This is a genomic window from Rathayibacter sp. AY1H2 (assembly GCF_002931985.1).
In the GTDB taxonomy this organism is placed as follows: Bacteria; Actinomycetota; Actinomycetes; order Actinomycetales; family Microbacteriaceae; genus Rathayibacter.
Map to the genome: position 1 here is coordinate 256,057 of NZ_PSUV01000002.1, position 22,386 is coordinate 278,442.

Genomic DNA, 22,386 nt, shown 5'->3' on the forward strand with positions numbered 1-22,386 from the left:
GGAGGCGCCCGGCCTAGCCTGGGAGCGTGATCACCGAGCCCCGCCCGCTGCGCTTCTGCGCGTTCGTCATGAACACCGCCTCCCACATCCAGCACGGCCTCTGGCGCCACCCCGACGCCCGGCAGCACGAGTTCGACGACGTGCAGCTCTGGATCGACCTCGCCCGGACGCTGGAGCGCGGCCGCTTCGACGCGATGTTCTTCGCCGACGTGGCGGGGCTCTACGGTCCGGCGGACGGCGACTGGGACGTCAACGCCCGCGAGGGGCTGCAGCTGCCCAGCAACGACCCGTCCGTGCTGCTCTCGGCCCTGGCGGTGAGCACCGAGCACCTCGGCTTCGCGTTCACGAGCTCGGTGCTGCAGTCGCATCCGTTCGACTTCGCCCGGAAGGTCTCGACCCTCGACCACCTCTCGAAGGGGCGGATCGCCTGGAACATCGTCACCAGCGCCCTCGACGGCGCGGCCCGCAACTTCGGCTACGACCGGCTCGAGGAGCACGACGAGCGCTACGCCTGGGCGCAGGAGTACCTCGACGTGGTCTACAAGCTGTGGGAGGGCTCGTGGGACGACGGCGCGCTCCTGCGCGACAAGAGCGGCTCCTTCGCCGACCCGGCGCGCATCCACCGCATCGACCACGTCGGGAAGCGCTACCGCGTGCAGGGGCCGCACCTCTCGGCTCCGTCGCCCCAGCGCACGCCCGTGCTCTTCCAGGCCGGCTCCTCCCCCGCGGGCCGGCGCTTCGCCGCGCGGAACGCGGAGGCGCAGTTCGTGTTCTCGGGGTCGCCGGAGAAGACCCGCGAGCTGATCGAGGACACGCGGGCCCTCGCCGCGGCGGCCGGTCGCGGAGCGGGTGCGCCCTCCTTCTACCTGGGCCTCTCCTTCATCACCGGCGACACGGAGGAGGAGGCGCGCCGCGCCGAGCGCGAGATCGACGAGTACCTCTCCTCGGACGCGTTCCTCGTGCACTCGAACCTCGGCTTCGACCCGGCGACGGGCGAAAAGCTCGACCCCGACCTGCCGCTCTCGGCGATCGAGACCTACGCCGGCCAGAGCCACCTGCAGTGGATCCGCGACGCCTCCCCCGACCGCGAGCCGACCGTCCGCGATCTGGCCCGGCTCTCGGCGAAGCTGCGCGGACGGGTCGTCGGCACTCCGGAGCAGATCGCCGACCACCTGGCGGGCTGGCGCGACGCGGGGATCGACGGGATCAACGTCGTCAACTGGATCCTGCCCGGCAGCTACGAGGAGTTCGTCGACAGGGTGATGCCGGTGCTCCAGGAGCGGGGCCTCGCGCAGACCGAGTACGCCGAGGGGACGCTGCGCCGCAAGCTGTTCGGGACGGACGAGCTGCCGGCGACGCACCCGGCGCGGGCGTACCGCGGGGCGTTCGCGGGCTGACCCCCTGCGGGCAGGGCTCTGCGCGTCCGCTGCCCCTGCACGGGCCGCTCGCCCCGCCCCGCGCACTCCGTCGGGCGGGGGACGCGAGGGCGGGTGCGGCTCCGTAGCGTCGAGGGATGATCCAGACCTGGGGAGTCCTGACCGCGCTGTACGGAGTCGTCGTGACGGCGGTCGCGGTGCTCGCGATCGTGCTGCTGGTGCTGCTGTGCCGCCTGGTGCTCGCCGCGCGCGAGAACCTGCAGGCCTCGACGCGGCTGCGCGAGCTGCAGATCGAGCGGATGCTGCTCGAGGACGAGTAGCGGGCCGCGCGTCGCCGGCCGCGACCAGGTCTCCTCGGCGAGGAGCACTCGCGGCCGACGACGCGCGGACCGGTCAGGGCAGAGCGGGTCGCGCCTCCGGGCGGGGCGCCCGCGGGATGAGCAGGCCGAGGGCGACGGCGACCAGCGCTCCGATCGCGCCGATCACGAACGTGGTCTCGAAGCCCTGCGAGCTCGGCAGCTGCACGTCGCCGACCGACACGGTCAGCTGCGCGAGCACGCCCGCGGTCACGGCGGAGGAGAGCGTCGTGCCGAGGGTGCGCATCAGCGAGTTCAGCCCGTTCGCGGCGGCGGTCTCCGAGGCGGGGACGGCGTGCATGATGAGCGTCGGCATCGCGGCGTAGGCGAGGCCCAGCCCGACGCCGATGAGGGCGTTGATCACCAGGATCTGCCACACCTCGCCGCCGAACGGGAGGATCAGCAGGTACGAGACCGCGATCAGCCCGGAGCCGGCGATCAGCACGAGCCGCGGCCCGGACTGCGCCGAGAGGCGGGCGGCGAGCGGGGACGTCGCCATCATCGCCAGGCCCGAGGGCGCGAGCACGAGGCTCGCCACGATCAGGCTCAGGCCGAAGCCGACGCCGGACGCGGTCGGCAGCTCGAGGCGCTGCGGCAGCGTGATCTGGGCGCCGAAGAACGCGAAGCCGACCGCCACCGAGGCGAGGTTGGTGAAGAGGACGGCGGGGCGGGCGGCCACCCGGAGGTCGACGAGCGGGCTCTCCTGCCGCAGCTCGTACCAGCCCCAGAGGAGCAGGACGGCGATGCCGCCGAGGCCGGAGCCCAGGATCGCGGGACTGGTCCAGCCGGAGTCGTTGCCGCGCGAGACGGCGATCAGCACGCCGCTCAGTCCGAGGGCGAGGCCGATCGTGCCGACCACGTCGAAGGTGCCCGGCGAGCGCAGCGTCGACACCGGCACGACCAGGAGGACGAGGACGATGTCGAGGACACCGAGGCCAGCGGACATCCAGAACAGGACGTGCCAGTCGGTGTTCTGCGCGATGAGGGCGCTGAGCGGCAGGCCGAGCGCGCCGCCGATGCCGAGGGTCGCGCTGACCAGGGCGATCGCACCGGGGAGCCGGTCGCGGTGGAGGGTGTCGCGGAGGATCGAGATGCCGAGCGGGATGACGCCCATCACCGCGCCCTGGAGGGCCCGGCCCACGACCAGCGTCCACACGTCGCCCGCGAAGGCGCACACGATCGAGCCGATCACGAGCACGACCAGCGCGGCCACGGCCATCCGCCGCTTGCCGTAGAGGTCGCCGAGGCGGCCCGAGACCGGGGTGAGGATGCAGGCGCTCAGCAGCGTCGCGGTGATCACCCACGCGGTCTCGGTGCGGTCGGCGCCGAGCAGCGTCGGCAGCTCGGACTGGATCGGGACGACCAGCGTCTGCATGAAGGAGGCGCTCATCCCCGCGAAGGCGAGGACGGCGGTGATGAGGCGCGGGTCCGGCGAGCGGGTCAGGGAGCGTCTGTCGGAGTCGGGCACGGCTGTCCTTCGTGTCGGCGGCGGACGCGCACCCGGACCGCAGCGGCGGGCGGGCCGTCGTCGGCGGGATCGTATCGCTCGGCTCTGCTTTCGACCGGCTCGGGTCTCAACAGCTCGGGCCGCCGCTTTGTTCCCTCCTCCTCCTTCCCGCGCGCGTCGGGCAGGACGAGGATGGGCGGATGATCGACATCGAGAGCTGGATCACCGGCTACGAGAAGGCCTGGGCCACGGACGACGCGGCAGACGTGGCCGCACTGTTCACCGAGGACGCCGAGTACTTCACGGCGCCGCACCGCGACGCGATCACTCCGCGCGACGCGATCGTGGAGTGGTGGCTGGCGGAGGAGGAGCCCGCCGACCCGACCTTCGCGTGGGGCCTGGTCGCACTGACGGAGGAGACCGCGGTGGTGGAGGGGCGCACCGTCTACCCGGGCGACCGCACCTACCTGAACCTCTGGGTCATCCGCTTCGCCCCCGACGGGCGGGCGCGCTCGTTCACCGAGTGGTACATGGAGGAGCCGGCCGACTCCGTGTCCTGACCCGCGCGGGTCCCCAGGGAGCGGCGAGGAGCCCTCAGCGGCGCCCGGTCAGAGCTGCGCGGCCGCGAAGGTGTCGCAGCTGGTGGCGTCACCCTCGAAGCCGGCCTGGAACCAGCGCTGGCGCTGCTCGGCCGAGCCGTGCGTCCACCCCTCCGGATCGACGGTGCCGGTGGCCTGCTCCTGGATGCGGTCGTCGCCGACGGCGGCCGCGGCGCCGAGCGCGTCCTGGTACTCCTGCGCCGTCACCGGCTTGAGGTAGGGCGTGCCGGTCTCGTCGGGCACCGTCGAGGCGTCGCCCACCCAGGCTCCGGCGAAGCAGTCGGCCTGCAGCTCGAGGCGCACCGAGTCCGACTCGGGGCCGGTGCCGGAGCGGTCCGCCGACTCCATCGCGCCGGTCAGGTTCTGGATGTGGTGGCCCCACTCGTGGGCGAGGATGTACATCTGCGCGAGCGATCCGCCCGAGGTGTCGAACCGGGTGCGCAGCTCGTCGAAGAAGTCGGTGTCGAGGTAGATCGTCCGGTCCGGCGGGCAGTAGAACGGGCCGACCGCGGCGGTCGCGCTCCCGCAGCCGGTGGTGGTGCTGTCCTCGAACAGGTCGACGCCGGTCGGGGTCGTGTAGGCGACTCCGAGGGTCGGAGTCTGCTCGCCCCAGTAGCGGTCGAGCGACTCGGCCGCACCCTCGAGGCGGCAGTCGACCTGCGTGTTCGCGTCGGCGCCGCTGTCGCAGGCCACCGCGGTGGAGGTGACGCCCTCCGGCGAGGACCCGCCTCCGCCGAACACCTCGCCGAGGCCCGAGAGGTTCACGCCGAGCAGCTGCGAGAGCAGCGCGAGCACGACCACGCCCACCGCACCCCCGCCGACGGCGATGCCGGTGGTGCGGCCGCGGCGGCGGACCTTGCCGCCGCTGAGCTGGGAGTCGTCGTTGAAGGTCATGCCGACGAAGCTAGCGCTCCGCGGACGGGCTCCGCTCGGGCTTGCGGTCAGCCCCAGCGCGACTCGCTGGCCGAGCGGATGATCTCGAGCAGCGCCTCGCGCAGGGGGCCGTGCTCGAGCGAGCCCGGGAACATGTCGACCTCGAGGCGGTGCGCCCGGCGCCAGGCCTCGCCGCCCGCGTCGGTGAGCGCGACGAGCTGCCGGCGGCGGTCCGACGGATCCGTGGTGCGCGAGACGTGGCCCTCGCGCTCGAGGCGCTCGATGGTGCGCGACATGGTCTGCACCTCGACGTGGGCCGCGGCGGCCAGCTCCTTCTGCGCGACGGGACCCGCCTGCAGGAGGTGCAGCACGATCAGGCCGGCGTGGGTGAGGCCGATCTCGGCGAGGGCGCCGTGCCAGGCGTGCTCGACCATCCTGGAGGCGGTGGAGAGCAGCCGGCCGGTGGGCCAGTCCTCCATCCCGGAGGCGTCGTCCGCGCGCATCTGATCAGGGTAGACCCGCTCCCGGGACACGACGGCACCGGGCGCGGGACGCTCAGGCACGGGCGCCCGGGCATCCCGGCCGCGAGGCGCGGACCGCCCCGCCCGTCAGGACGCGAAGCGGTCCGTCGCCTCGATCAGCGCGTCGAGGATCCCCGGCTCGTCGAAGGCGTGGCCCGCGTCGGCGATCATCCGGAAGTCGGCCTCGGGCCAGGCCCGGTGCAGGTCCCAGGCCGTGAAGGCCGGGGTGCACATGTCGTAGCGGCCCTGCACGATGACGGCCGGGATGTCGCGGAGGACGCCGGCGTCGCGGATCAGCTGCCCCTCCTCCAACCAGCCCCTGTGTACGAAGAAGTGGTTCTCGATGCGGGCGAAGGCGAGCGCGAAGACGGGATCGGACCAGTCCGCGATCAGCTCCGGCTTCTGCACGAGGGTGATGGTCGACGCCTCCCAGGTGGTCCAGGCGACGCCGGCGGGGCCGTGCACGGCGGGGTCCGCGTCGTGGAGCAGGCGGTAGTACGCCTCGATGAGGCTGCCCCGCTCGCCGGCCGGGACAACGGAGGTGTAGCCCTCCCAGAGGTCCGGGTAGACCGCGGCGGCGCCGCCCTCGTAGAACCACTCGAGCTCGGCGCGGCGGAGGGTGAAGATCCCGCGGAGGACGATCTCGCTGACCCGCTCGGGGTGGGTCTCGGCGTAGGCGAGGGCGAGGGTCGAGCCCCAGGAGCCGCCGAGCACGAGCCAGCGCTCGACGCCGAGGTGCTCGCGGAGGCGCTCGATGTCGGCGACCAGGTACCAGGTGGTGTTGGTCGAGAGGTCGGCCTCCGGCTCGCCGGCGTGCGGGGTGGAGCGGCCGCACATCCGCTGGTCGAACAGCACGATGCGGTACTTCTCGGGGTCGAACAGCCGCCGGTGGGCGGGCGAGGTGCCGGCTCCGGGGCCGCCGTGCAGGAACACGACGGGCTTGCCCTCGGGGTTGCCCGAGACCTCCCAGTAGAGCGAGTGGCCGTCGCCGACGTCGAGCATGCCGGAGTCGTGGGGCTCGATCTCGGGGTACAGAGTGCGCATGGCCCGCACCCTACCGACTGTCAGGGTCGCGGTCCGCGAGGCGGGCGGCCCGGCCCCGGAGTGGGCGGGAGCGCCCGCGTCCACCCGGCGCACCCGCCCCCCGCGGTCGTTACTGTGGATCGGACCTGCACGCCCCCGTCGAAGGAGCCCCCATGCCCACCACTGTGCGCGGCGTCATCGCCCGGTCGAAGGGCGCTTCCGTGGAGCTCGTCGACATCGTCGTCCCCGATCCGGGCCCGGGCGAGGCCGTGGTCGACATCGAGACCTGCGGTGTCTGCCACACCGACTTCCACTACCGCGAGGGCGGGATCAGCGACGACTTCCCCTTCCTCCTCGGTCACGAGGCGGCCGGACGGGTCAGCGCGATCGGAGAGGGAGTCACCCATGTCGCGGTCGGCGACTTCGTGGTCCTCAACTGGCGCGCGGTCTGCGGCGAGTGCCGGGCCTGCACCCGGGCCGAGCCCTGGTACTGCTTCGACACCTTCAACGCGACGCAGCGGATGACCCTGGAGGACGGCACCGAGCTCAGCCCCGCCCTCGGGATCGGCGCCTTCGCCGAGAAGACCCTCGTGCACGCGAAGCAGTGCACGAAGGTCGATCCGGAGGCGGACCCCGCCGCGGTGGGCCTGCTCGGCTGCGGGATCATGGCCGGCCTCGGTGCGGCGATGAACACCGGGAACGTGACGCGCGGCGACTCCGTCGCGGTCATCGGCTGCGGAGGAGTCGGCACGGCCGCCGTGGTCGGCGCCGCTCTCGCGGGCGCCGGCACGGTCATCGCGATCGACCGGGACCCCAAGAAGCTGGTCGCGGCCGAGAAGCTCGGCGCCACGCACGTCATCGACTCCAGCGGCCTCGACGAGGCGGGCGTCGTCGCCGCCGTGCAGGCCCTGACGAACGGCTTCGGAGCGGACGTCGTCATCGACGCCGTGGGCCGCCCCGAGACCTGGCGCCAGGCGTTCTACGCCCGCGATCTCGCCGGGACCGTGGTGCTGGTCGGGGTGCCGACTCCCGAGATGACGCTCGAGATCCCCCTGCTCGACGTCTTCGGCCGCGGCGGCTCGCTGAAGTCGAGCTGGTACGGCGACTGCCTGCCGGAGAGGGACTTCCCGATGCTGACCGGCCTCTACCTCCAGGGCCGCCTGCCCCTGGACGAGTTCGTGAGCGAGCGGATCGGGATCGAGGACATCGAGGAGGCCTTCGCCACGATGGCCGGCGGCGACGTGCTCCGCTCGGTGGTGGTGCTCTGATGGGCGCGCGGATCGAGCAGCTCGTCACGAGCGGCACCTTCAGCCTCGACGGCGGCACCTGGGACGTCGACAACAACGTGTGGATCGTCGGCGACGACTCCGAGTGCGTCGTCATCGACGCGGCCCACGACGCGGACGCGATCCTCGCGGCCGTCGGCGAGCGCCGGCTCCTCGCCGTGCTGCTGACCCACGGGCACGACGACCACCTCGACGCGGTCGAGGGAGTCCGCGCTGCGACCGGCGCCCCGGTGCTGCTCCACGAGGCCGACCGGATGCTGTGGGACGCCGTGCACCCCGGCACGGCCCCGAGCGGCGCCCTGGTCGACGGGCGGATCGTGCCCGTCGCCGGCGTCGAGCTCGAGGTGCGGCACACCCCGGGCCACACCCCCGGCGCCGTCTGCTTCGTCGCCGAGGCGCTCGGCACGGTGTTCACCGGCGACACGCTCTTCCAGGGCGGGCCGGGAGCCACCGGCCGCTCCTACAGCGACTTCCCGACGATCATCGACTCGATCACGGAGCGCCTGCTGACGCTGCCCGCCGCGACGGTCGTCCGGACCGGCCACGGCGACTCGACCACGATCGGAGCGGAGGCGCCGCACCGCGAGGAGTGGATCGCGCGCGGGCACTGACCGGGCGGGGCGGGGGCAGAGGCTGCCGGCCCTCCCGCTTCGGCGTTCTGCTCGCCCGGATGTCCGACGGGTGTGGGAGTTTCGCAACCGATGGTCGTGCTCCCTTGTTACCGTGAACAATCGCCGGTACCGTGCGAAGACCATACCGCTGGCGGGATCCCCCGTCCGCCCACCGGTTCGCTGCAGAACCCGAGAGGACACGTCGACGATGACGTCACGACCCCCGGGCGGAGGCAGGCCCTCGCGCCTGCTCGCCGCCACCCTCGCCGCATCCGCGACGATCGCCCTCGCCGCCGGCGCCGCCGTGCCGGTCGCCGTCGCCGCGACAGCGGCGACCACTCCCGCGCAGAGCCTGCTCGCGGACTTCACCTTCGACACCGCCCCGAGTGGAGGCGCCTTCACCGACAGGTCGACCCGCGCCGCCGTGAAGGGCACGCCGACCCTCGTCGCCGGCCGCACCGGGCAGGGCAGCGCCGTCTCGCTGTCGTCCTCGTTCTGGCTCGACCTCACTGCGACCGACGGGCAGCCGCTGCTGAAGGGTCGCGACTCCGTCACTCTGTCGTACGACTCCAAGCCCGCCGCCGCGGACAACGTCGGCTGGTCGGTCTTCGCCGCTCGCTCGGCCGCGACCCAGGACTACGCCCAGGAGAAGTACGTCGGCGTCCTCGACAGGACGAACGGCATCACCGTCGAGCGGTACGCCAACAGCGGCGCCCGCGACTCCTCGGGCAACCTCACCGGCCCGAGCAGCACGGAGTGGAAGCACGTCGATCTCGTGCTGAGCGCCGGCACCGCCCGCCTCTACGTCGACGCGAAGCCCGTCGCCGTCACGACGGCCGGCCCCTCCCTCGCGACGGTCCTCGGATCGACCGGCGGAGTCCTTCAGGTCGGCAAGGCCAACTGGGGCGGCGGGGAGTACTTCGCCGGACTCCTCGACAATCTGCGCGTTTACGACCGCGCCCTGACCGGGGCCGAGCTGGGCGCGACGAGCAGCACCGTGGCAACCGACCTGCGCGCCGCCCTCGACGTCCCCACGACCGTGCTCGGCGACCTGCCCGCGCAGGTCCTCGGGAACACCGTGACGTGGACCGCCTCCGGCGCCGGCGCCGCGCGCGTCTCCTCCACCGGCGCCGTGAACCTCTCGGGCCTCACCGCTCCCGTCGCCGTCCGCCTCCAGGCAGCCGTCGCCGGGCAGACCTACGCGTGGGACAGCACCCTCGCCGTGCCCGGCGGGCGCATCGCCACCTCCGTCAAGACCGTCACCACGACGAACGGAGTGAAGGACGACCCGCTGGCGTACAACGACGACCGCCGCGCGGACTCGCTCTTCACGGCCGCACTGCCCGCCGGCGCGGCCACCTGGGAGCCGCTGAACCGCTCGCAGTCGATCCTCTCCGTCCTCAAGGACGGCGATCAGGCGCAGCGCCCGAACGCCCAGATGGGCTCGCCGCTGCTGTTCCGCTCGAAGGACGGCTCGCTCGGCGCGGTCTCGTCGCAGAACAACGCCACGGACTCCGTCTACCTCTGGAGCTCCGCCGACGGCCGCACGTTCCGCGACCAGCGCGTCCTCCGGGTCGCGCCGGGCTCGGTCGTGACCGACCCGCGGATCGTCTTCGACTCCGCCCTCGGCGTCTACAAGCTGTTCTGGACCGATCTGCTCACCACCGAGGGCCGCGTGACGCTGTTCACGGACCTCGCCTCCGGCACCGCTCCCGGAGCGACCACCCGCGCCGACGCCCGCGTCCCCGGTGTCCAGGGCTCGGGTCTCCCCGCCGGGTTCACCCAGGGCCAGGCCGGCGAGACGGCGCTGACCTCGACCGAGTTCAGCACGTTCTACCGCGAATACGTCGACCTGAAGAACACCGGTGTGAAGTCGCTCAGCGGCTCCGTCGACTCCGGCGCCGGATCCGCTGCGATCGCCGCAGCGCTCCCGGGGCAGGCCGTGATGGAGTACAACGACGGCTCGACCAAGTCGCTCAACGTCGACTGGCAGGACGATCTGACCACCGCCGTCGACACCTCGCGTCCCGGGACCTACCGGGTCACCGGCTCCGTCCAGCAGGACCCCGAGGCGATGGTCAACGAGGCCCGCGCGGATCCGCACGTCTTCTTCAACGAGGACGACGGCTACTACTACCTCACGGGCTCGCACTACGGTCAGGACTCGCTCGGCCCGATCGAGGAGAGCTCCAGCTACCGCAAGATCGGCCTCAAGCGCTCGAAGACCATCGCCGGTCTCGACTCCGCTCCCGAGCAGATCGTGATCGACCCCGACGCCGGCACGCCCGGTCGCCAGAGCCAGTACCCGAACACCTTCTACGGCTGGGGCGGATACATCTGGGCGCAGGAGTTCCACAAGATCAACGGCACCTGGTGGATCGTCGCCGGCATGAACAAGGGCTACGCGCCTGTGGGCGGCTGGTGCGACAACACCGTCCTGATCCCCTACACCGGGACCGACGCCTCGATCGCCGAGGGCGGATTCCTCGACCAGACGAAGTGGGGCGAGCCGGTCGTCCTCGAGGGCGCGGCCTTCGACGTCAGCTACATCGACCGCCAGGAGAACGGCGCCACCCAGGGCTACTGGGTCCTGCCCAACGGCAACACGCTCTCCCTCGCCAAGGCGACCATGGGGCCCAAGGGCACCGTCCCGCTGGTGACCGGTGCGGTCACCCGCATCTACGGCGAGAGCCAGCCGTGGGAGTCGGGCAAGCGCTCGCCGACCCCGTCCGACACCACCGAGGGCAACGACCAGGGCGTCGTCGAGGCGCCGTTCATCGTGTCCAAGGGAGGACGCATGTACCTCACCTACTCGGGCGGAACGGTCGACAAGTACTACTCGCTCGGCCTGCTCACGGCCGACGCGAGTGCCGACCTCCTCAACCCCGCGACGTGGACGCAGACCGCGTTCCCCGTGCTGGACACCGAGGACACCTACCTGGGCCGCCTCGGCGCGGACGAGACGCAGTACTTCTCGCGCCAGCAGGCCGGCACCGGGCACAACTCGTTCGTCGAGGACGAGTCGGGCAACCTGCTCCTCGCCTACCACGCCCGCCCCTACCCGGACCCGCACACGGCGACCGATCCGCAGAACGCGGGCGGCCTGTTCGATTCGGACCGCAACACCTGGTTCAAGGGCGTGAACATCCGCGCGAGCGGCCGGCTCGACCTCTCGCTCTCGAAGGAGCAGGAGGTGGCCTCGGCCAACCGCACCGTCACGGCGACGATCACCGTGAAGGCGCCGGCTGTGCCCGTCACCGCCACTGCAGCGGCTCGCTGCGTCGCGGGCAAGGTGGTGGTCACGCTGACCACCGTCAACAAGGCCGCGTCGACCGCCGACCTCCGCTGGAACACCCTGTGGGGCGCGAAGACGCAACAGATCGATGCGGGCCGGACCGCCTCGCTGGCCGTGACCACGCGGGCCGCCTCGGTCGCCGCCGGCACCGTCCAGGGGGTCGCCACCGTCGGCAGCGCCTCCGCTCCCGTGAGCGCCGCCTACCCGGCGCTCCGCTGCGGCTGACCTGACCGGGTCCTCCGACCGACGACGCCCGGCCGCCTCTCACCTGAGGGCGGCCGGGCGTCGTCGTTCCGGTCTGCGGTGATGTGCCGGGCGACCGGGTCGCGACCCTCGATGATCTCGGCGGTGCAGCCGGCATCGCGGGAGAAGACCCACCGGATGACGCGGCCGCGTCGGACGACCGGACCGTTGCGATCCACGAACGACTCCCCGTCGAGGGGAGGTCGTCGGTCGGCGACGTACGGGGTGTCGTGAGTCGGACGGGAAGAGGCGAGCCGGTCTGCCGCTGCTGCACGAACCGGCCCGCCCCTTCGGCATCGTCTCAGTGGACGAGGGCGGCCTCCGCCTCGTCCCAGGCGGGGTTCAGGACTTCCTTCTTCCCTCGGATGAGGAGGAAGCCGGTGAGAGAGGCCGCGACCATGGTCACTGCTGCGGCCAGGAACACGGCCTTATAGCCGTCGGTGAATGCGGTGAGCTCGGCCGTTCCGGACGCGATGGCGGAGTCCGCGGTGCTCGCGTAGAACACGGTGAACACCGCGAGACCGATGGACCCGCCGATGTGGAAGACGGAGTTGACGACGGCGGAGGCCACTCCGGCGTCCTCGTTCTCGACCCCGAGAAGGGCGAGGTTCTGGACGGGCACGAAGAGCATGGAGAGTCCGATTCCGAGCACGACCAGGGCGGGCAGGACCTGGAGGAAGTAGTTCCCGTCCGGGGTGATGCCGAGGAGCAGGAAGAGCCCTGCTGCCGAGACGAGCGGCCCGACGATCATCAGGGGTCGGGGGCCGAACGTGTTGAGGATCTTCGTGGTGACGGGCGAGAACGCCATGATCGCGACGGTCATGGCGAGGTTCGCGAGTCCTGCCATCAGCGGTCCCATTCCGAGCACGATCTGGAAGTAGAACGCGAGATAGAGGATGGCCCCGATCATCACGGCGCCATTGGCGGCCTGGATCAGGATCGCGCCGCCTCGCACACGACGCAGGATGACGCGCAGCGGCAGCAACGGCTGGTCGACCGTGCGTTCGATGAGCACGAAGACGGTCAGCAGGACGATGCCGAGTGCGAGGAAGGCGACGGTGTCGATCGCGCCCCATCCGTGCTCGGCTCGGGTGAACCCGTAGACGATCGCGCCCAGTCCCAGGGTCACGGTGACGGTTCCCCAGACGTCGTAGCGGTTGTCTCCTTCCGCCTTGCTCTCGCGGAGCACGAGAGCCCCGCCGACGAGGCCGACGGCGACGAAGATGAGGTTGACGAAGAGGCACCAGCGCCAGTCGGTGAATTCGGTGAGCACGCCGCCCAGGATCAGGCCGATTGCGGCTCCGGATCCGGCGACCGTGCCGAAGACGGCGAAGGCGAGATTGCGCTCCTTGCCGTGGGCGAACGTCACGGTGAGCATGGCGAGTGCGGCGGGGGCGAGCAGTGCCGCGAAGGCGCCCTGGACGCCGCGAGCGATGACGAGTTCCATGCCGCTCTGCGACAGTCCGGCCCAGAGCGAGGCCGCTCCGAAGCCGATCATTCCGACCATGAAGGTGCGCTTGCGGCCCCAGTAATCGGCGATCCGACCGCCCAGAAGGAGAAGTGCTCCGAAGGCGAGGGCGTAGGCGGTGACGACCCACTGGCGCAGGCTGTCACTCATCCCGAGATCCACTTGGGCCTGAGGCAGGGCGATGGTGACGATCATCGTGTCGAGGACGACGACGAGCTGGGTCATGGCGAGAACGGCGAGCGCCCACCAGCGGGCGTTCGGCTTGTCCGCGATTCTGGACATGAAGAAACCTCCAGGCTTCTGAGGAATGAAGTCGCTGGAGGTTTTCAGCCTCGGATCCCGCACCGGCAGTGCATCTGACCGCCCGCAGCTCCGAAGCTGGGCAGGCCGTTACAGTACCACAACTGTACAATCATGAATGTACAGTTGCTTTCTGATTCGTCGACCGTGACAGCCGTCCCTCCGGCTGTAGTCCGTCGTCAGGACGGCTCGACACCGATGGGGTCGAGCCTCACCTTCCGACGTCGGCAGGAGAGGATGGCAGACTGGCGGCCGACGCTGTCGCACCCGCTCGTGCGGTGACGCGTCGACACCCTCCGGGCGCCTCAGCACCCGCCGTCCCTAGCCGCTCACTCGGACCGAGGGAGCGGCGGAATCGATCACGACATGGAACCGAACCCGCCCAGCGGTGAGGGGGTCCTGGCTTCTCCTCGGACGTCTCCTCGCGCGACGCGACCCAACAACCGGACTCGGATCCTCGACGCAGCGGTCCGTGTCGCGGCGAGGGAAGGTTCTGTTCGCGTCACGCTCGAAGCGACTTCCGAAGAGGCTGGGCTGACACGCGGTGGAATGATGTACCACTTCCGCGATCGAGCCGATCTCGCCCATGCTCTCCAGGAGCACGTCGCGGCCGGCTGGGAAGCCCAGCTGATCGACGTCGCGGGGAAGACCGCGGACGAGGCCACCTTGACGGAGCGCGTGAGTGCCTACGTCACCGTCGCCCTGACGCCGTCGACGCACATGCAGATCGGACTCCTCCAGGCCACGGGCAGCGACACCGCTCTCCGAGCGCCGGTAGCGGAGGTGCGCCGAAGGTGGACGCCCTCCGCAGAGGAGACCGCGACCGATCCGATCGCTCTCCGCCAGTTCATCGCCTGCCTTGCGGCTGACGGCCTGTGGTCGCACCACTCCCTCGGAGGCGATCGGATACCGGACGACACTCGAGCCGCGGTGATCTCCGAGATCGTCCAGCTCTCCAGCACGGGGTGATGCACGAAGGGCGCGTTCCGGCGTGAGGCGGGTCCCCCGCCCGCCTCACACTGCTGAGGATGCAGCAGGGACGGCCTCCTCGAGGAGCGCCGCCATCGCGTCGCGCCACGGCAGCACGGTCGCGAACGCGGCGCCCAGGATGGTCGGCGACGCCTCGTGCTGCCCCGGAGCGCCCAGGACGCAGCCGGAGGCGACGTCCATGTCGAAGTCGCGCCACGTGGAGCGTCACCGACACGACCGGTCCGACGACGGCCGACCAGGAGACGTCCCGCGTGCGCCCGCACAGGCACTCGGCTCGTCAGCGGGACAGCAGCGCGACGTGGATCTCCTCGGCGAGGAGGTCCAGTGCTCTGGCGTGGGACGCCAGGAAGGCCCGGCCGTCGCGCGTGATCGAGAAGCGCTCGATGCGCTGCAGCGGGGTCCTCCTGCCTCTCTCGAGGAGCACCAGACCCCGGCGGGAGAGCCGCAGGAGGCGCTTGCGCACCTCGACGACATCGACACGGTCACCGGAGCGGTGGTCGAGAACCTCTCGGAGGCGGGACTCGCCGCGGTTCTCGCCGGTCGCGAGCGCGATCAGGATGAAGACGTCGGTGCTGCAGTCGAGCCCGCAGGCTCCGCAGCGGTTCGTGCACCGCGCAGAGCGTGCCAGGGACACGAGGAATCGATCGAGGCGCATCACGGGTGTCTCCTGGGGAACGGCGGTCTCCTGCTGTAACGAGAGGAACGGGCCGGACCGGTCACGGTCGGCCCGCATCCGGGAGTCCGCTCAGGAGAGGTTCGCACATCAGCGATCGGTCCGGACAGCAGGATACGGCCCGATCGCCGCCCCGGTCCGCAGCCGGTGGTGATGCCGCCGCGGCGGGATCGTCGGGCGATCAGGGTCGAGGACCCGTCCGTACGGCGCAGGGGAGCTCAGGAGAGAGGGAGGGCGTTGCCGTTGATCAGCAGGAGGTCGTGTCCTCCGACCGCAGCTGCGCTGCCGGCCGCTCCGTCGTCCTTCTCCTCGGTGAGGGTGTGCGACTGCGCGACCTTCGTCAGCACGGGCCCGATGGTCGGGACCGTCCCGGTTCTCACTCTGTGGTGCATCTCGTCGGTCGTCCTTCTGAGGTGGCGGCACTGCAGGGCGGCGCAGTGCCGGTCGGGGGCGGGGCGACGAGGGAGCGGGCGATCGTGGCGCCCGCTCCCTCACCGTCTCAGCGGCAGCTGCGCGCCGGGTAGTCGACGCTCGTCTGCGTGCTGACCGTCTTCCCGTCGACGACGGCCTTTCCTGTCGCGGCCACCGACCCCGCGGGGATCGAGACCGCTCGGGTGGTGACGGCGCTCGACGCGGACGATCCCGGAGCGACTCCGGTCACGGTCTTCGAGCCGAAGGCGGTGACGGTCGTGATGTCCATGATCGAGCGGCTGTCGTTCTTGACCACAGTGGTCAGGACGACCTTCCCGCTGACGCAGCGGGTCGACGCCGTGGCGGTCACGGTCAGGGGCGACGTGACGGTGACCTTGGCGGTCACAGTCCGGTTCGCGGGTGCGACCTCCTCCGTCGGCGTCAGGTCGAAGACCGGCCGGCCGTCGGCGGCGTAGTGGATGCGGGCGAGACGGGTGTCGCGGCCGTCACCCCCGACTCCGTTGCCCCAGGTGTGGTAGACGTACACGTCGTTGCCGTCCTCGTCCTGGGTGACGGCTCCGTGGCCGGGACCCTGCTCGTAGGTGCGGTAGTCGAGGACGCCGTCGGGCATAGGAACGCTCTGCAGGAGCGGGGCGTCGTACTTGGTCCAGCTCGCGATGTCGGTCAGGTCACTGCCCTCCTTCGCCCAGGCGCCGCCCACGATGTACTTCGGGCTGACGCCGCTGCTGGAGTAGACGAGCGTGATCCTCCCGTCGCGCTGGATCGCGAACGCTCCCTCGGACAGGTGGTCCTCGAACGTCAGCGAGGGCACGATGATCGGGGTCGGCTCGCCGATGACGCGGGTGGGGTTCGCGGGATCGACCTTGGCGATCCAGGTCGCCGGGTCGCTCACTCCGTTGTCGACGTAGCGCTGGGACCAGGCGTAGTACGCAGTTCCACCGGACTCGAAGTAGGTCATGTCGAGGCTGATGTTGCGTCCCGTGCCGGGGCGTCCGAGGGCGCTCCCATCGCTCTTCACGACGGCGCGCGGCGCGCTCCAGTCGGAGGGGTTCGCGGGGTCTCCGCCGTCGCGCAGCTGCATGATGTGCGCCTGCACCGTGAACCACTGACCGTTCTGGTTCGACTGGTCGTTGTCCGGGTTGAAGCACGGGGCGAACAGGATGGAGAGCTTGCCGCCGATCTCGTGGATCTCGGGGGCCCAGTAGCAGCCCGCGATCACCTTGCCCTCGGCGGTGCGGTCCATCCGCGTGGTGCGGTTGAGGAGGTCCACCTCACGGGCCCGTCCGCCGTTGTCGTCGCTGAGCTGGTCGATGCTGTCGGCGACCCGGATCGGCAGGTGCTGCGAGGCGACGTTGTTGTTGTTCGTGTCGTCCGTGGCGGTGAAGAGGTACTGCGTCTTCCCGTTGCGCTCGTAGCGGTAGATCGTCGGATCCGCGCGGTTGTAGGCGAACGGCTCGTTGTACTGCCGCTGGCGGACGGTCCCGGAGAGGTCGTACGTTCCCGGGCCCTTCGCGGCGAGGTCGGCGAGCTGCTGCTGGTTCCAGTCGATGCCGAGGCTGCCGGTCGAGCCGTCGTTGTAGGAGAGCTGCGCCTTCACTCCGGACAGGGCGGAGGTATCGCCCTGATCGATCGTCTGCGGTGCGACCGAGGATCCGGTGTTGACCGTGCGGCCGAACCTCTTCACGAGCGAGTCGGCGACGGAGCCGGAGACCGTCAGCGCGCCGCCCGGCAGAGCGTCGGCGACGCGGCCCGGGACTCCGGAGAGGTCGGGAGCGGCGACGGTGGCGGGGCTTCCTCCGAGGACCGCACCGCGGTTCCCGTCGGTCACGACGACGCTGCGACGGCCGCCGTCCTTCGGCCAGAACGCCTGCGCGCGGAGCTCGGTGCGGGCGAGGTCCGTGACGGTCGTGTACTTCGCCGCCCCGGAGGAGTCCGTCCAGGAGACGAGGTAGCGGTTCTGGTCCGTGTCGAAGACGGCCTTCGGCGCGACGACGCCGCCGGTGGTGCCGAGGTCGATGAGGCCGAGCTCGGTGAAGTCGGACGCGGTGGCGTCCGTGGCCTTGAAGATCAGAGCGCTCGAGGCCCCGGTGCCGTCGGACGCGCCCGACTGCAGGACGCGCGTGGCGATCACGCCGACGGTGCCGTCGGCGAAGGTGAACAGCGAGGGGTTCGCGAGGCCGCGGTTGTCGGCCTTGTCGGTTCCGAGGAAGACCCCGTCGGCGAAGAGGACTCCCGAGTTGCCCGAGAGCGGTGCTGCGTCGGCGACGGACGAGCCGAGTGCCAGGTGGAGGCCGCGGGCGATCGTGTCCTGGTTCGCCTTGTCCTCGCCGGTCGGCGTCCGGGTGTACGACACCACGGTCTTCGCCGTGGAGGCGCTGAGGACGGTGGTGCGGAAGGTCTTCGTCAGCGTGGTGGCGCCGACCTTCACGGAGGCGGTGAGCGCGAGTGCCCGGTCGGTCGCCGAGTCGTTCACGAGGCGGCTGCCGGACAGGCCGGCACCGTCCGCGCTCCACGACACGGTGTAGCCGGCGACCGTGGGAAGAGCGGTTCCGGAGGCGACGGTCGGCGGGACGACGAGGGCGGTGCGCAGGCGCGCCGTGGCGTCGGCCTCGGTGTCGGCGGCGACGGTGACGGTTCGCGCGGTGCCGGTGGCGGCGGATCCGGCGAACGTCGCGGTCGGGGTCAGGGTCACGGTGGCGTTCGCCGAGCCGGGTGCCGGGCGGCGCACGGAGCCGTCGGTGCCGATCACCGCGGGGTCGCTGCTCGCCCAGGTGAGGACGGAGCCGCCCGCGCCGCGGGTCGGGAGGGAGAGGTCGCTGGTGACGGGTCCGGTCACGGCGATGGTCGCCGCGGCGGCGTCCGATGCAGCGATCGCGGCAGCGGCCGGAGCCGCGTCCTCGCGCACCTGGTCCTGGGTCAGTGCGGAGGAGTAGACGTGCACGTCGTCCATCGCCCCGGCGAAGAGAGGGTCGGGGCCGTAGAACGACTTGCCGAGGAGGCCGGAGAAGGCGGAGGTGCCGACAGTCGCCGCTCCGGTCGCGGAGGTCGGGGTGGTCTGGGCGAGCCGGCCGTCGACGTAGGTCGAGACGCTGACGCCGCTGCGCAGGACCACGGCGACGTGGCTCCAGCGGCCGGTGGCGGCGGGACCGGAGTCGGCCGCGCGCTGCTCCGAGCCGTTCTTCACGGCACCGATCAGGCTGCTTCCGCACTGGGGCGTGGTGAAGAGGTACCGCTCGGTCGACTGCCCGAGCGCGTACGCCCAGCTGCAGTTCTGGTTCCCCTCCCAGCGCAGCCAGGCCGACATGGTCACGTCGGTGGTGGCCGCCGTGGTCAGTCCCGGCGCGATCTCGGCGTAGGCGGCGGAGCTGCCTGCGGCGCCGCCGGGGAGGCGGAGTGCGCGGTCGGTGCCGCCGCGCGGACCGGCGACGGTCGTCGCTCCGGTCCCGCGCACGGTGGCGGAGCGGCCGGCAGCGGAGTCGGTCAGGGTCGTGCCCGCGCCCACGGCGGAGCCGACGGCGGCGGACGAGGAGAAGTCGTAGGAGAGGACCGGGCTGGGCACCGCGGCCTGTGCGGGTGCCGCGCCGAGCGCAGCCCCTCCCGCTGTCAGGCTCGCGGCGACCAGGAGGGCCGTCGTGCGTCGGAACCGCATTGTTCGTCTACTTCCGTGGGAGAGGTGGATGCGGGGAGCACGGACCCAGGGTCCATGCTCCCCTGCTCCGGTGGCCGGAGGCCCCGGAACGGAGGAGGTCAGGGGAGGGGCGGCTGGACGCCGCCCCTCCCCTGTCACCGGCCTAGCGGCAGGTGAGCGCCGAGTACGGCGCGGTGGCCGTCCTGGTGCCGTTCGCGTCCTTCGAGGCGACGCTCACCTCGCCCGCGGTGACCGAGGTCGCCCGGGTGGTGAAGGCGGCGGACACGGACTTGCCGGGAGCGACCCCGGCGAAGGTCCTGCTCCCCCACTGCGAGCCGACGGTCATCTCGACCGTGGAGCCGCTCGTGTTGGTGCCGGTCGCGGTGACCGTCACCTTGCCGGCGACGCAGCGGCTCGCGGCCGAGGCCGTCAGCGACGGTCCGGGAGGAGCCGTGGCGGTGATGGTGGCGATGGCCGGCGTCGCTGCCGAGTTGGCGAGCTGTCCGCGCACCTGCACGGTGTCGCCCGCCTTCTTCAGCGAGCTGAGATCGGCGGTCGCCCACGTCACGGCGACCGTCTCGCGGTGGCCGTCCTTGAACGTCGCGCCCACCGTGGCGGGCAGGTCGACGGTGGTCGATCCGGCCTGAACGGTCCGCGCCACGGCGTCGATCGAGGTCACCAGGAGCGACGGGTTCCACTTCGCGGCGAGCCCGTCGCGCTCCTTCGCAGTGATGGAGACGACGGATCCGTGGCGGGGCGACGTCGGCAGCGAGAAGCTGCTGGGGATCGTCCACTGGATGTCGCCCTCGAGCGAGTTCGTGCCGAGCGGGATGTAGCCGCGTCCGCCGTAGTTGTCGGTCCAGAGGAAGTACTTGTACCCCGCCCGGTCGCCCTCGTTGGTCTTGAAGATCTCGGGACCCTCGACCTCCGGCGTTCCGGCGGTGCGGCCGATGCAGGTGTCGATGAGGCTCCACGCTCCGGAGGCGGTGGTGGCGCGGAGGTTCGTCGACTTCTGTCCGATGATGTCGGGCGAGGGGCAGCCGCTGGTCTGGGTCGCCTTCGTGAAGCGGTAGTAGGTGTCGCCGTCCTTGAGCATCGTGGCGTCGATCAGTCCGTTGCTCTTGTTGAGCGAGGGGACGTCAGCGGCCTTGAACCAGACCTCGGGGGTGGTGAAGTCGCGGAAGTCGCGGGTGGTGGACGTGAGGATCTGCGGTCCGTTGCCGTCCTCGACGTTGCGCGTGCTGTCGGTGAAGAGGGCCGAGGTCCAGTAGACGACGTAGGCGTCGATGGTGGGGTCGTAGGTGGCCTCCGGTGCCCAGGTCATGCCCGCGTTGGGCAGGTTGACCTCGACGTGGCGCTGCTGGCCCCAGTTGACGAGGTCCGTGGACTCCCAGATCTCGAGGTAGCGGCTGCCGCGGTTGGTCGATCCGCCGAAGCCGGTGGTGCCGACGGAGAGGTCGGTGGCCATCAGGAAGAAGCGGTCGCCCTCCTTCGAGCGGAAGACGAACGGGTCGCGCAGCCCCTTCGTGCCCATGGTGGAGGTGAGGATCGGCTGGGCGTCGTTCAGGGTCTTCCACGTGAGCGAGTCGTTGCCGTCGGAGGTCGCGAAGCGGATCTTCTCGCCTTCGATGCTGTCGCCGGTGAAGTACGCGAACAGGTACGCGTCGAGGTCGCTCGCGGCCACGGGAGCCGCGGCCGGAACGGTGCGCGTGAGCGTCCGCACGAGGGGCGTGGTGCCGGGCACCGTGACCGTCGCGGTGAGGGTGACGGTGGTGTCGGCGGACGGACGCGTGAGCGAGCCCTTCGCGACGACGTTCGGCGCGGTGCCCTTGTCGGCGGAGGTGATGACGGCCTCGTTCGACGAGGTCCAGCTGACCACGGCGCTGGAGCTGTTCGCGCGCGCGGCGGTGGCGGCGACGTCGGCTCCGGTCGAGGGCAGGTTCAGGCTGCCGCGCACCGGTCCGGCGAGAGCGGGATCGTTGCTGATGCCGTCGGCGACGGCCCGGGCGAGCTCGGCCTCGGCGCTGTCACCGGCGGCGTACGCCGGGACGAACACGGTGGTGGCACGGCCGACGACGGTGATGCCGCCGTGGACGGCGGTCGGGGTCAGCGTGACGGTGGCGTCCGGGCTGCCCGCGGCGGGCCGGGTGACGACGCCGCTGGTGCTGACGACGCCGGGGGCGCTCGACGTCCAGGTGATCGTGGATCCGTTGGCGCCGGTCGTGGGGAGGGCGAGGTTCGAGGTCACGTTCGAGGTGTCGCCGAGCGAGACGGCGGCGTCCTGGTTCGCGAGCACCGAGTGCACGGATGCGGCGCTCTGCTGCACCTGGCCGGCGGTGAGCGCGGAGGTCCAGACCTGCATGTCGTCGATGGCACCGGCCCAGTAGGCGTCCGCGCCGTAGAACGATTTGCCGAGGAAGCCGGAGAACGTGGACGTGCCGATCGCGGACGCGGCGGTGAAGGTCGTGCTGCCCTGGCCGACGAGAGCTCCGTCGAAGTAGGTCGAGACCGACTGGCCGCCCTTGACGACGACCGCCATGTGCACCCAGCGGTTCGCGGCGACCGGAGTGTTGCCTGCGGCCCGCACCTCGGAGCCGCTCTTGATCGCGCCGAAGCCGGCCGGTCCGCACTTCGTGGTGGAGAGGACGTGGGAGTCGACGCTGGAGCCGAGCGTGAAGGGCCAGGTGCAGTCCGGAGCACCGCTCCAGCGCAGCCAGGCGGACATCGTGACGTCCTGCGTGCCGGCGGGGATCAGGCCCGGGGCGATCCGGACGTGCGGCGCGGCCGACGTGCTCGATCCGCCCGGGAGCGAGAGAGCGCGGTCGGTGGAGGCGCCGGAGGGGCCCGCGACGCTGGTCGCGCCGGAGTTGATCAGGGTGCCGGGGTGGTTGCCCGGAGCGGAGTCGGCGACGACGGCTCCGTTGGCGAGCGTCGCGCCGATGCCGTCGAACGAGTACTGCAGCGCGGGAGCGGGGACGGTCTCTGCGGCGCCGGCGGCGCCGATCGGTCCGAGGACGCCGCCGAGGCAGGCGATGGCGAGCGTCAGCGCGGCGCCCGCTCGGGGGAGGCGTGAGCGCCGGGTGCGCTCCTGCCGGGGGGTTCGTGACATGGGGGGTCCTTCAGGTGAGGGGTCGGAGGGGGAGGACGGAGCCCGCGCGATCGGCCGGCGGAGTGGTGAGTCCGGCGTCCGTCTGGCGGGGAGGGAATCGCCGGAAGGCGGCCCGGGACGCGGGCCTGGCGACCCGTGATCGGGAGGCGGAGGTCG

General features: G+C 71.5%; 17 protein-coding genes. 7 read left to right on the plus strand and 10 right to left on the minus strand.

The features are described 5' to 3' along the window. The first annotated feature begins 68 nt into the window (after window positions 1-68). Together C5C29_RS03450 and C5C29_RS03455 are read left to right on the plus strand one after the other, a co-directional pair. On the plus strand, window positions 69-1,397 hold the full coding sequence (locus C5C29_RS03450; RefSeq protein WP_374953130.1) for an NtaA/DmoA family FMN-dependent monooxygenase: 1,329 nt from the start codon (window positions 69-71) through the stop codon (window positions 1,395-1,397). A 116-nt stretch (window positions 1,398-1,513) separates the two neighbouring features. Further along, window positions 1,514-1,696 carry a hypothetical protein gene (locus tag C5C29_RS03455; protein WP_104224402.1) on the plus strand — a complete coding sequence of 61 codons (183 nt, stop codon included), beginning with the start codon at window positions 1,514-1,516 and terminating at the stop codon, window positions 1,694-1,696. Window positions 1,697-1,769: 73 nt separating this feature from the next. Here C5C29_RS03455 and C5C29_RS03460 read toward each other — a convergent pair whose 3' ends face one another. Next, entirely contained in the window at window positions 1,770-3,200 is a 1,431-nt protein-coding gene (locus C5C29_RS03460) for an MFS transporter (RefSeq protein WP_258062342.1), read from the minus strand. 179 nt (window positions 3,201-3,379) lie between these two features. Here C5C29_RS03460 and C5C29_RS03465 point away from each other — a divergent pair, with 179 nt between their 5' ends. Continuing rightward, a complete protein-coding gene (locus C5C29_RS03465; protein ID WP_104224401.1) occupies window positions 3,380-3,739 on the plus strand; it encodes a nuclear transport factor 2 family protein in 360 nt (119 codons plus the stop codon). 48 nt (window positions 3,740-3,787) lie between these two features. Here the strand turns inward: C5C29_RS03465 and C5C29_RS03470 are convergent, their stop codons facing one another. From C5C29_RS03470 to pip, 3 genes are all read right to left on the minus strand, one after another. Continuing rightward, a complete protein-coding gene (locus tag C5C29_RS03470; protein ID WP_104224400.1) occupies window positions 3,788-4,672 on the minus strand; it encodes a neutral zinc metallopeptidase in 885 nt (294 codons plus the stop codon). A 47-nt stretch (window positions 4,673-4,719) separates the two neighbouring features. Then, window positions 4,720-5,154 carry a MarR family winged helix-turn-helix transcriptional regulator gene (locus C5C29_RS03475; RefSeq protein WP_104224399.1) on the minus strand — a complete coding sequence of 145 codons (435 nt, stop codon included), beginning with the start codon at window positions 5,152-5,154 and terminating at the stop codon, window positions 4,720-4,722. A 105-nt stretch (window positions 5,155-5,259) separates the two neighbouring features. Beyond that, window positions 5,260-6,216 (minus strand): prolyl aminopeptidase, encoded by a 957-nt coding sequence (pip, locus tag C5C29_RS03480; RefSeq protein ID WP_104224398.1) that lies wholly within the window; start codon window positions 6,214-6,216, stop codon window positions 5,260-5,262. 152 nt (window positions 6,217-6,368) lie between these two features. Here pip and C5C29_RS03485 point away from each other — a divergent pair, with 152 nt between their 5' ends. The 3 genes from C5C29_RS03485 to C5C29_RS03495 all read left to right on the plus strand — a co-directional run bounded on the left by C5C29_RS03485 (window position 6,369) and on the right by C5C29_RS03495 (window position 11,612). Beyond that, on the plus strand, window positions 6,369-7,463 hold the full coding sequence (locus C5C29_RS03485; RefSeq protein WP_104224397.1) for an S-(hydroxymethyl)mycothiol dehydrogenase: 1,095 nt from the start codon (window positions 6,369-6,371) through the stop codon (window positions 7,461-7,463). Beyond that, a complete protein-coding gene (locus C5C29_RS03490; protein WP_104224396.1) occupies window positions 7,463-8,092 on the plus strand; it encodes an MBL fold metallo-hydrolase in 630 nt (209 codons plus the stop codon). The genes C5C29_RS03485 and C5C29_RS03490 overlap by 1 nt, the downstream gene beginning before the upstream one ends. Window positions 8,093-8,300: 208 nt before the next feature. Next, window positions 8,301-11,612 (plus strand): family 43 glycosylhydrolase, encoded by a 3,312-nt coding sequence (locus C5C29_RS03495; RefSeq protein ID WP_104224395.1) that lies wholly within the window; start codon window positions 8,301-8,303, stop codon window positions 11,610-11,612. 319 nt (window positions 11,613-11,931) lie between these two features. Here C5C29_RS03495 and C5C29_RS03505 read toward each other — a convergent pair whose 3' ends face one another. Continuing rightward, complete coding sequence (locus tag C5C29_RS03505; protein ID WP_104224394.1) at window positions 11,932-13,380, minus strand: MFS transporter; 1,449 nt, start codon at window positions 13,378-13,380, stop codon at window positions 11,932-11,934. 384 nt (window positions 13,381-13,764) lie between these two features. On the opposite strand from C5C29_RS03505, the gene C5C29_RS03510 reads away from it, so the two are divergent. After that, window positions 13,765-14,367: a TetR/AcrR family transcriptional regulator gene (locus C5C29_RS03510; protein ID WP_104224393.1), complete on the plus strand. Its 603-nt coding sequence runs from the start codon at window positions 13,765-13,767 to the stop codon at window positions 14,365-14,367. A gap of 45 nt (window positions 14,368-14,412) precedes the next feature. Here the strand turns inward: C5C29_RS03510 and C5C29_RS17025 are convergent, their stop codons facing one another. The 5 genes from C5C29_RS17025 to C5C29_RS03525 all read right to left on the minus strand — a co-directional run bounded on the left by C5C29_RS17025 (window position 14,413) and on the right by C5C29_RS03525 (window position 22,230). Next, a complete protein-coding gene (locus C5C29_RS17025) occupies window positions 14,413-14,568 on the minus strand; it encodes a hypothetical protein (protein ID WP_181074973.1) in 156 nt (51 codons plus the stop codon). 97 nt (window positions 14,569-14,665) lie between these two features. After that, the gene (locus C5C29_RS03515; RefSeq protein WP_146076480.1) at window positions 14,666-15,046 is read right to left on the minus strand and encodes a hypothetical protein; all 381 of its coding nucleotides are present in this window, start codon (window positions 15,044-15,046) and stop codon (window positions 14,666-14,668) included. Window positions 15,047-15,279: 233 nt separating this feature from the next. Beyond that, complete coding sequence (locus C5C29_RS17030; protein ID WP_181067898.1) at window positions 15,280-15,441, minus strand: hypothetical protein; 162 nt, start codon at window positions 15,439-15,441, stop codon at window positions 15,280-15,282. A gap of 119 nt (window positions 15,442-15,560) precedes the next feature. Further along, the gene (locus tag C5C29_RS03520; RefSeq protein ID WP_104224391.1) at window positions 15,561-19,142 is read right to left on the minus strand and encodes a family 43 glycosylhydrolase; all 3,582 of its coding nucleotides are present in this window, start codon (window positions 19,140-19,142) and stop codon (window positions 15,561-15,563) included. Between the two features lie 142 nt (window positions 19,143-19,284). Beyond that, complete coding sequence (locus tag C5C29_RS03525; RefSeq protein ID WP_104224390.1) at window positions 19,285-22,230, minus strand: immunoglobulin-like domain-containing protein; 2,946 nt, start codon at window positions 22,228-22,230, stop codon at window positions 19,285-19,287. Window positions 22,231-22,386: the final 156 nt, after the last annotated feature.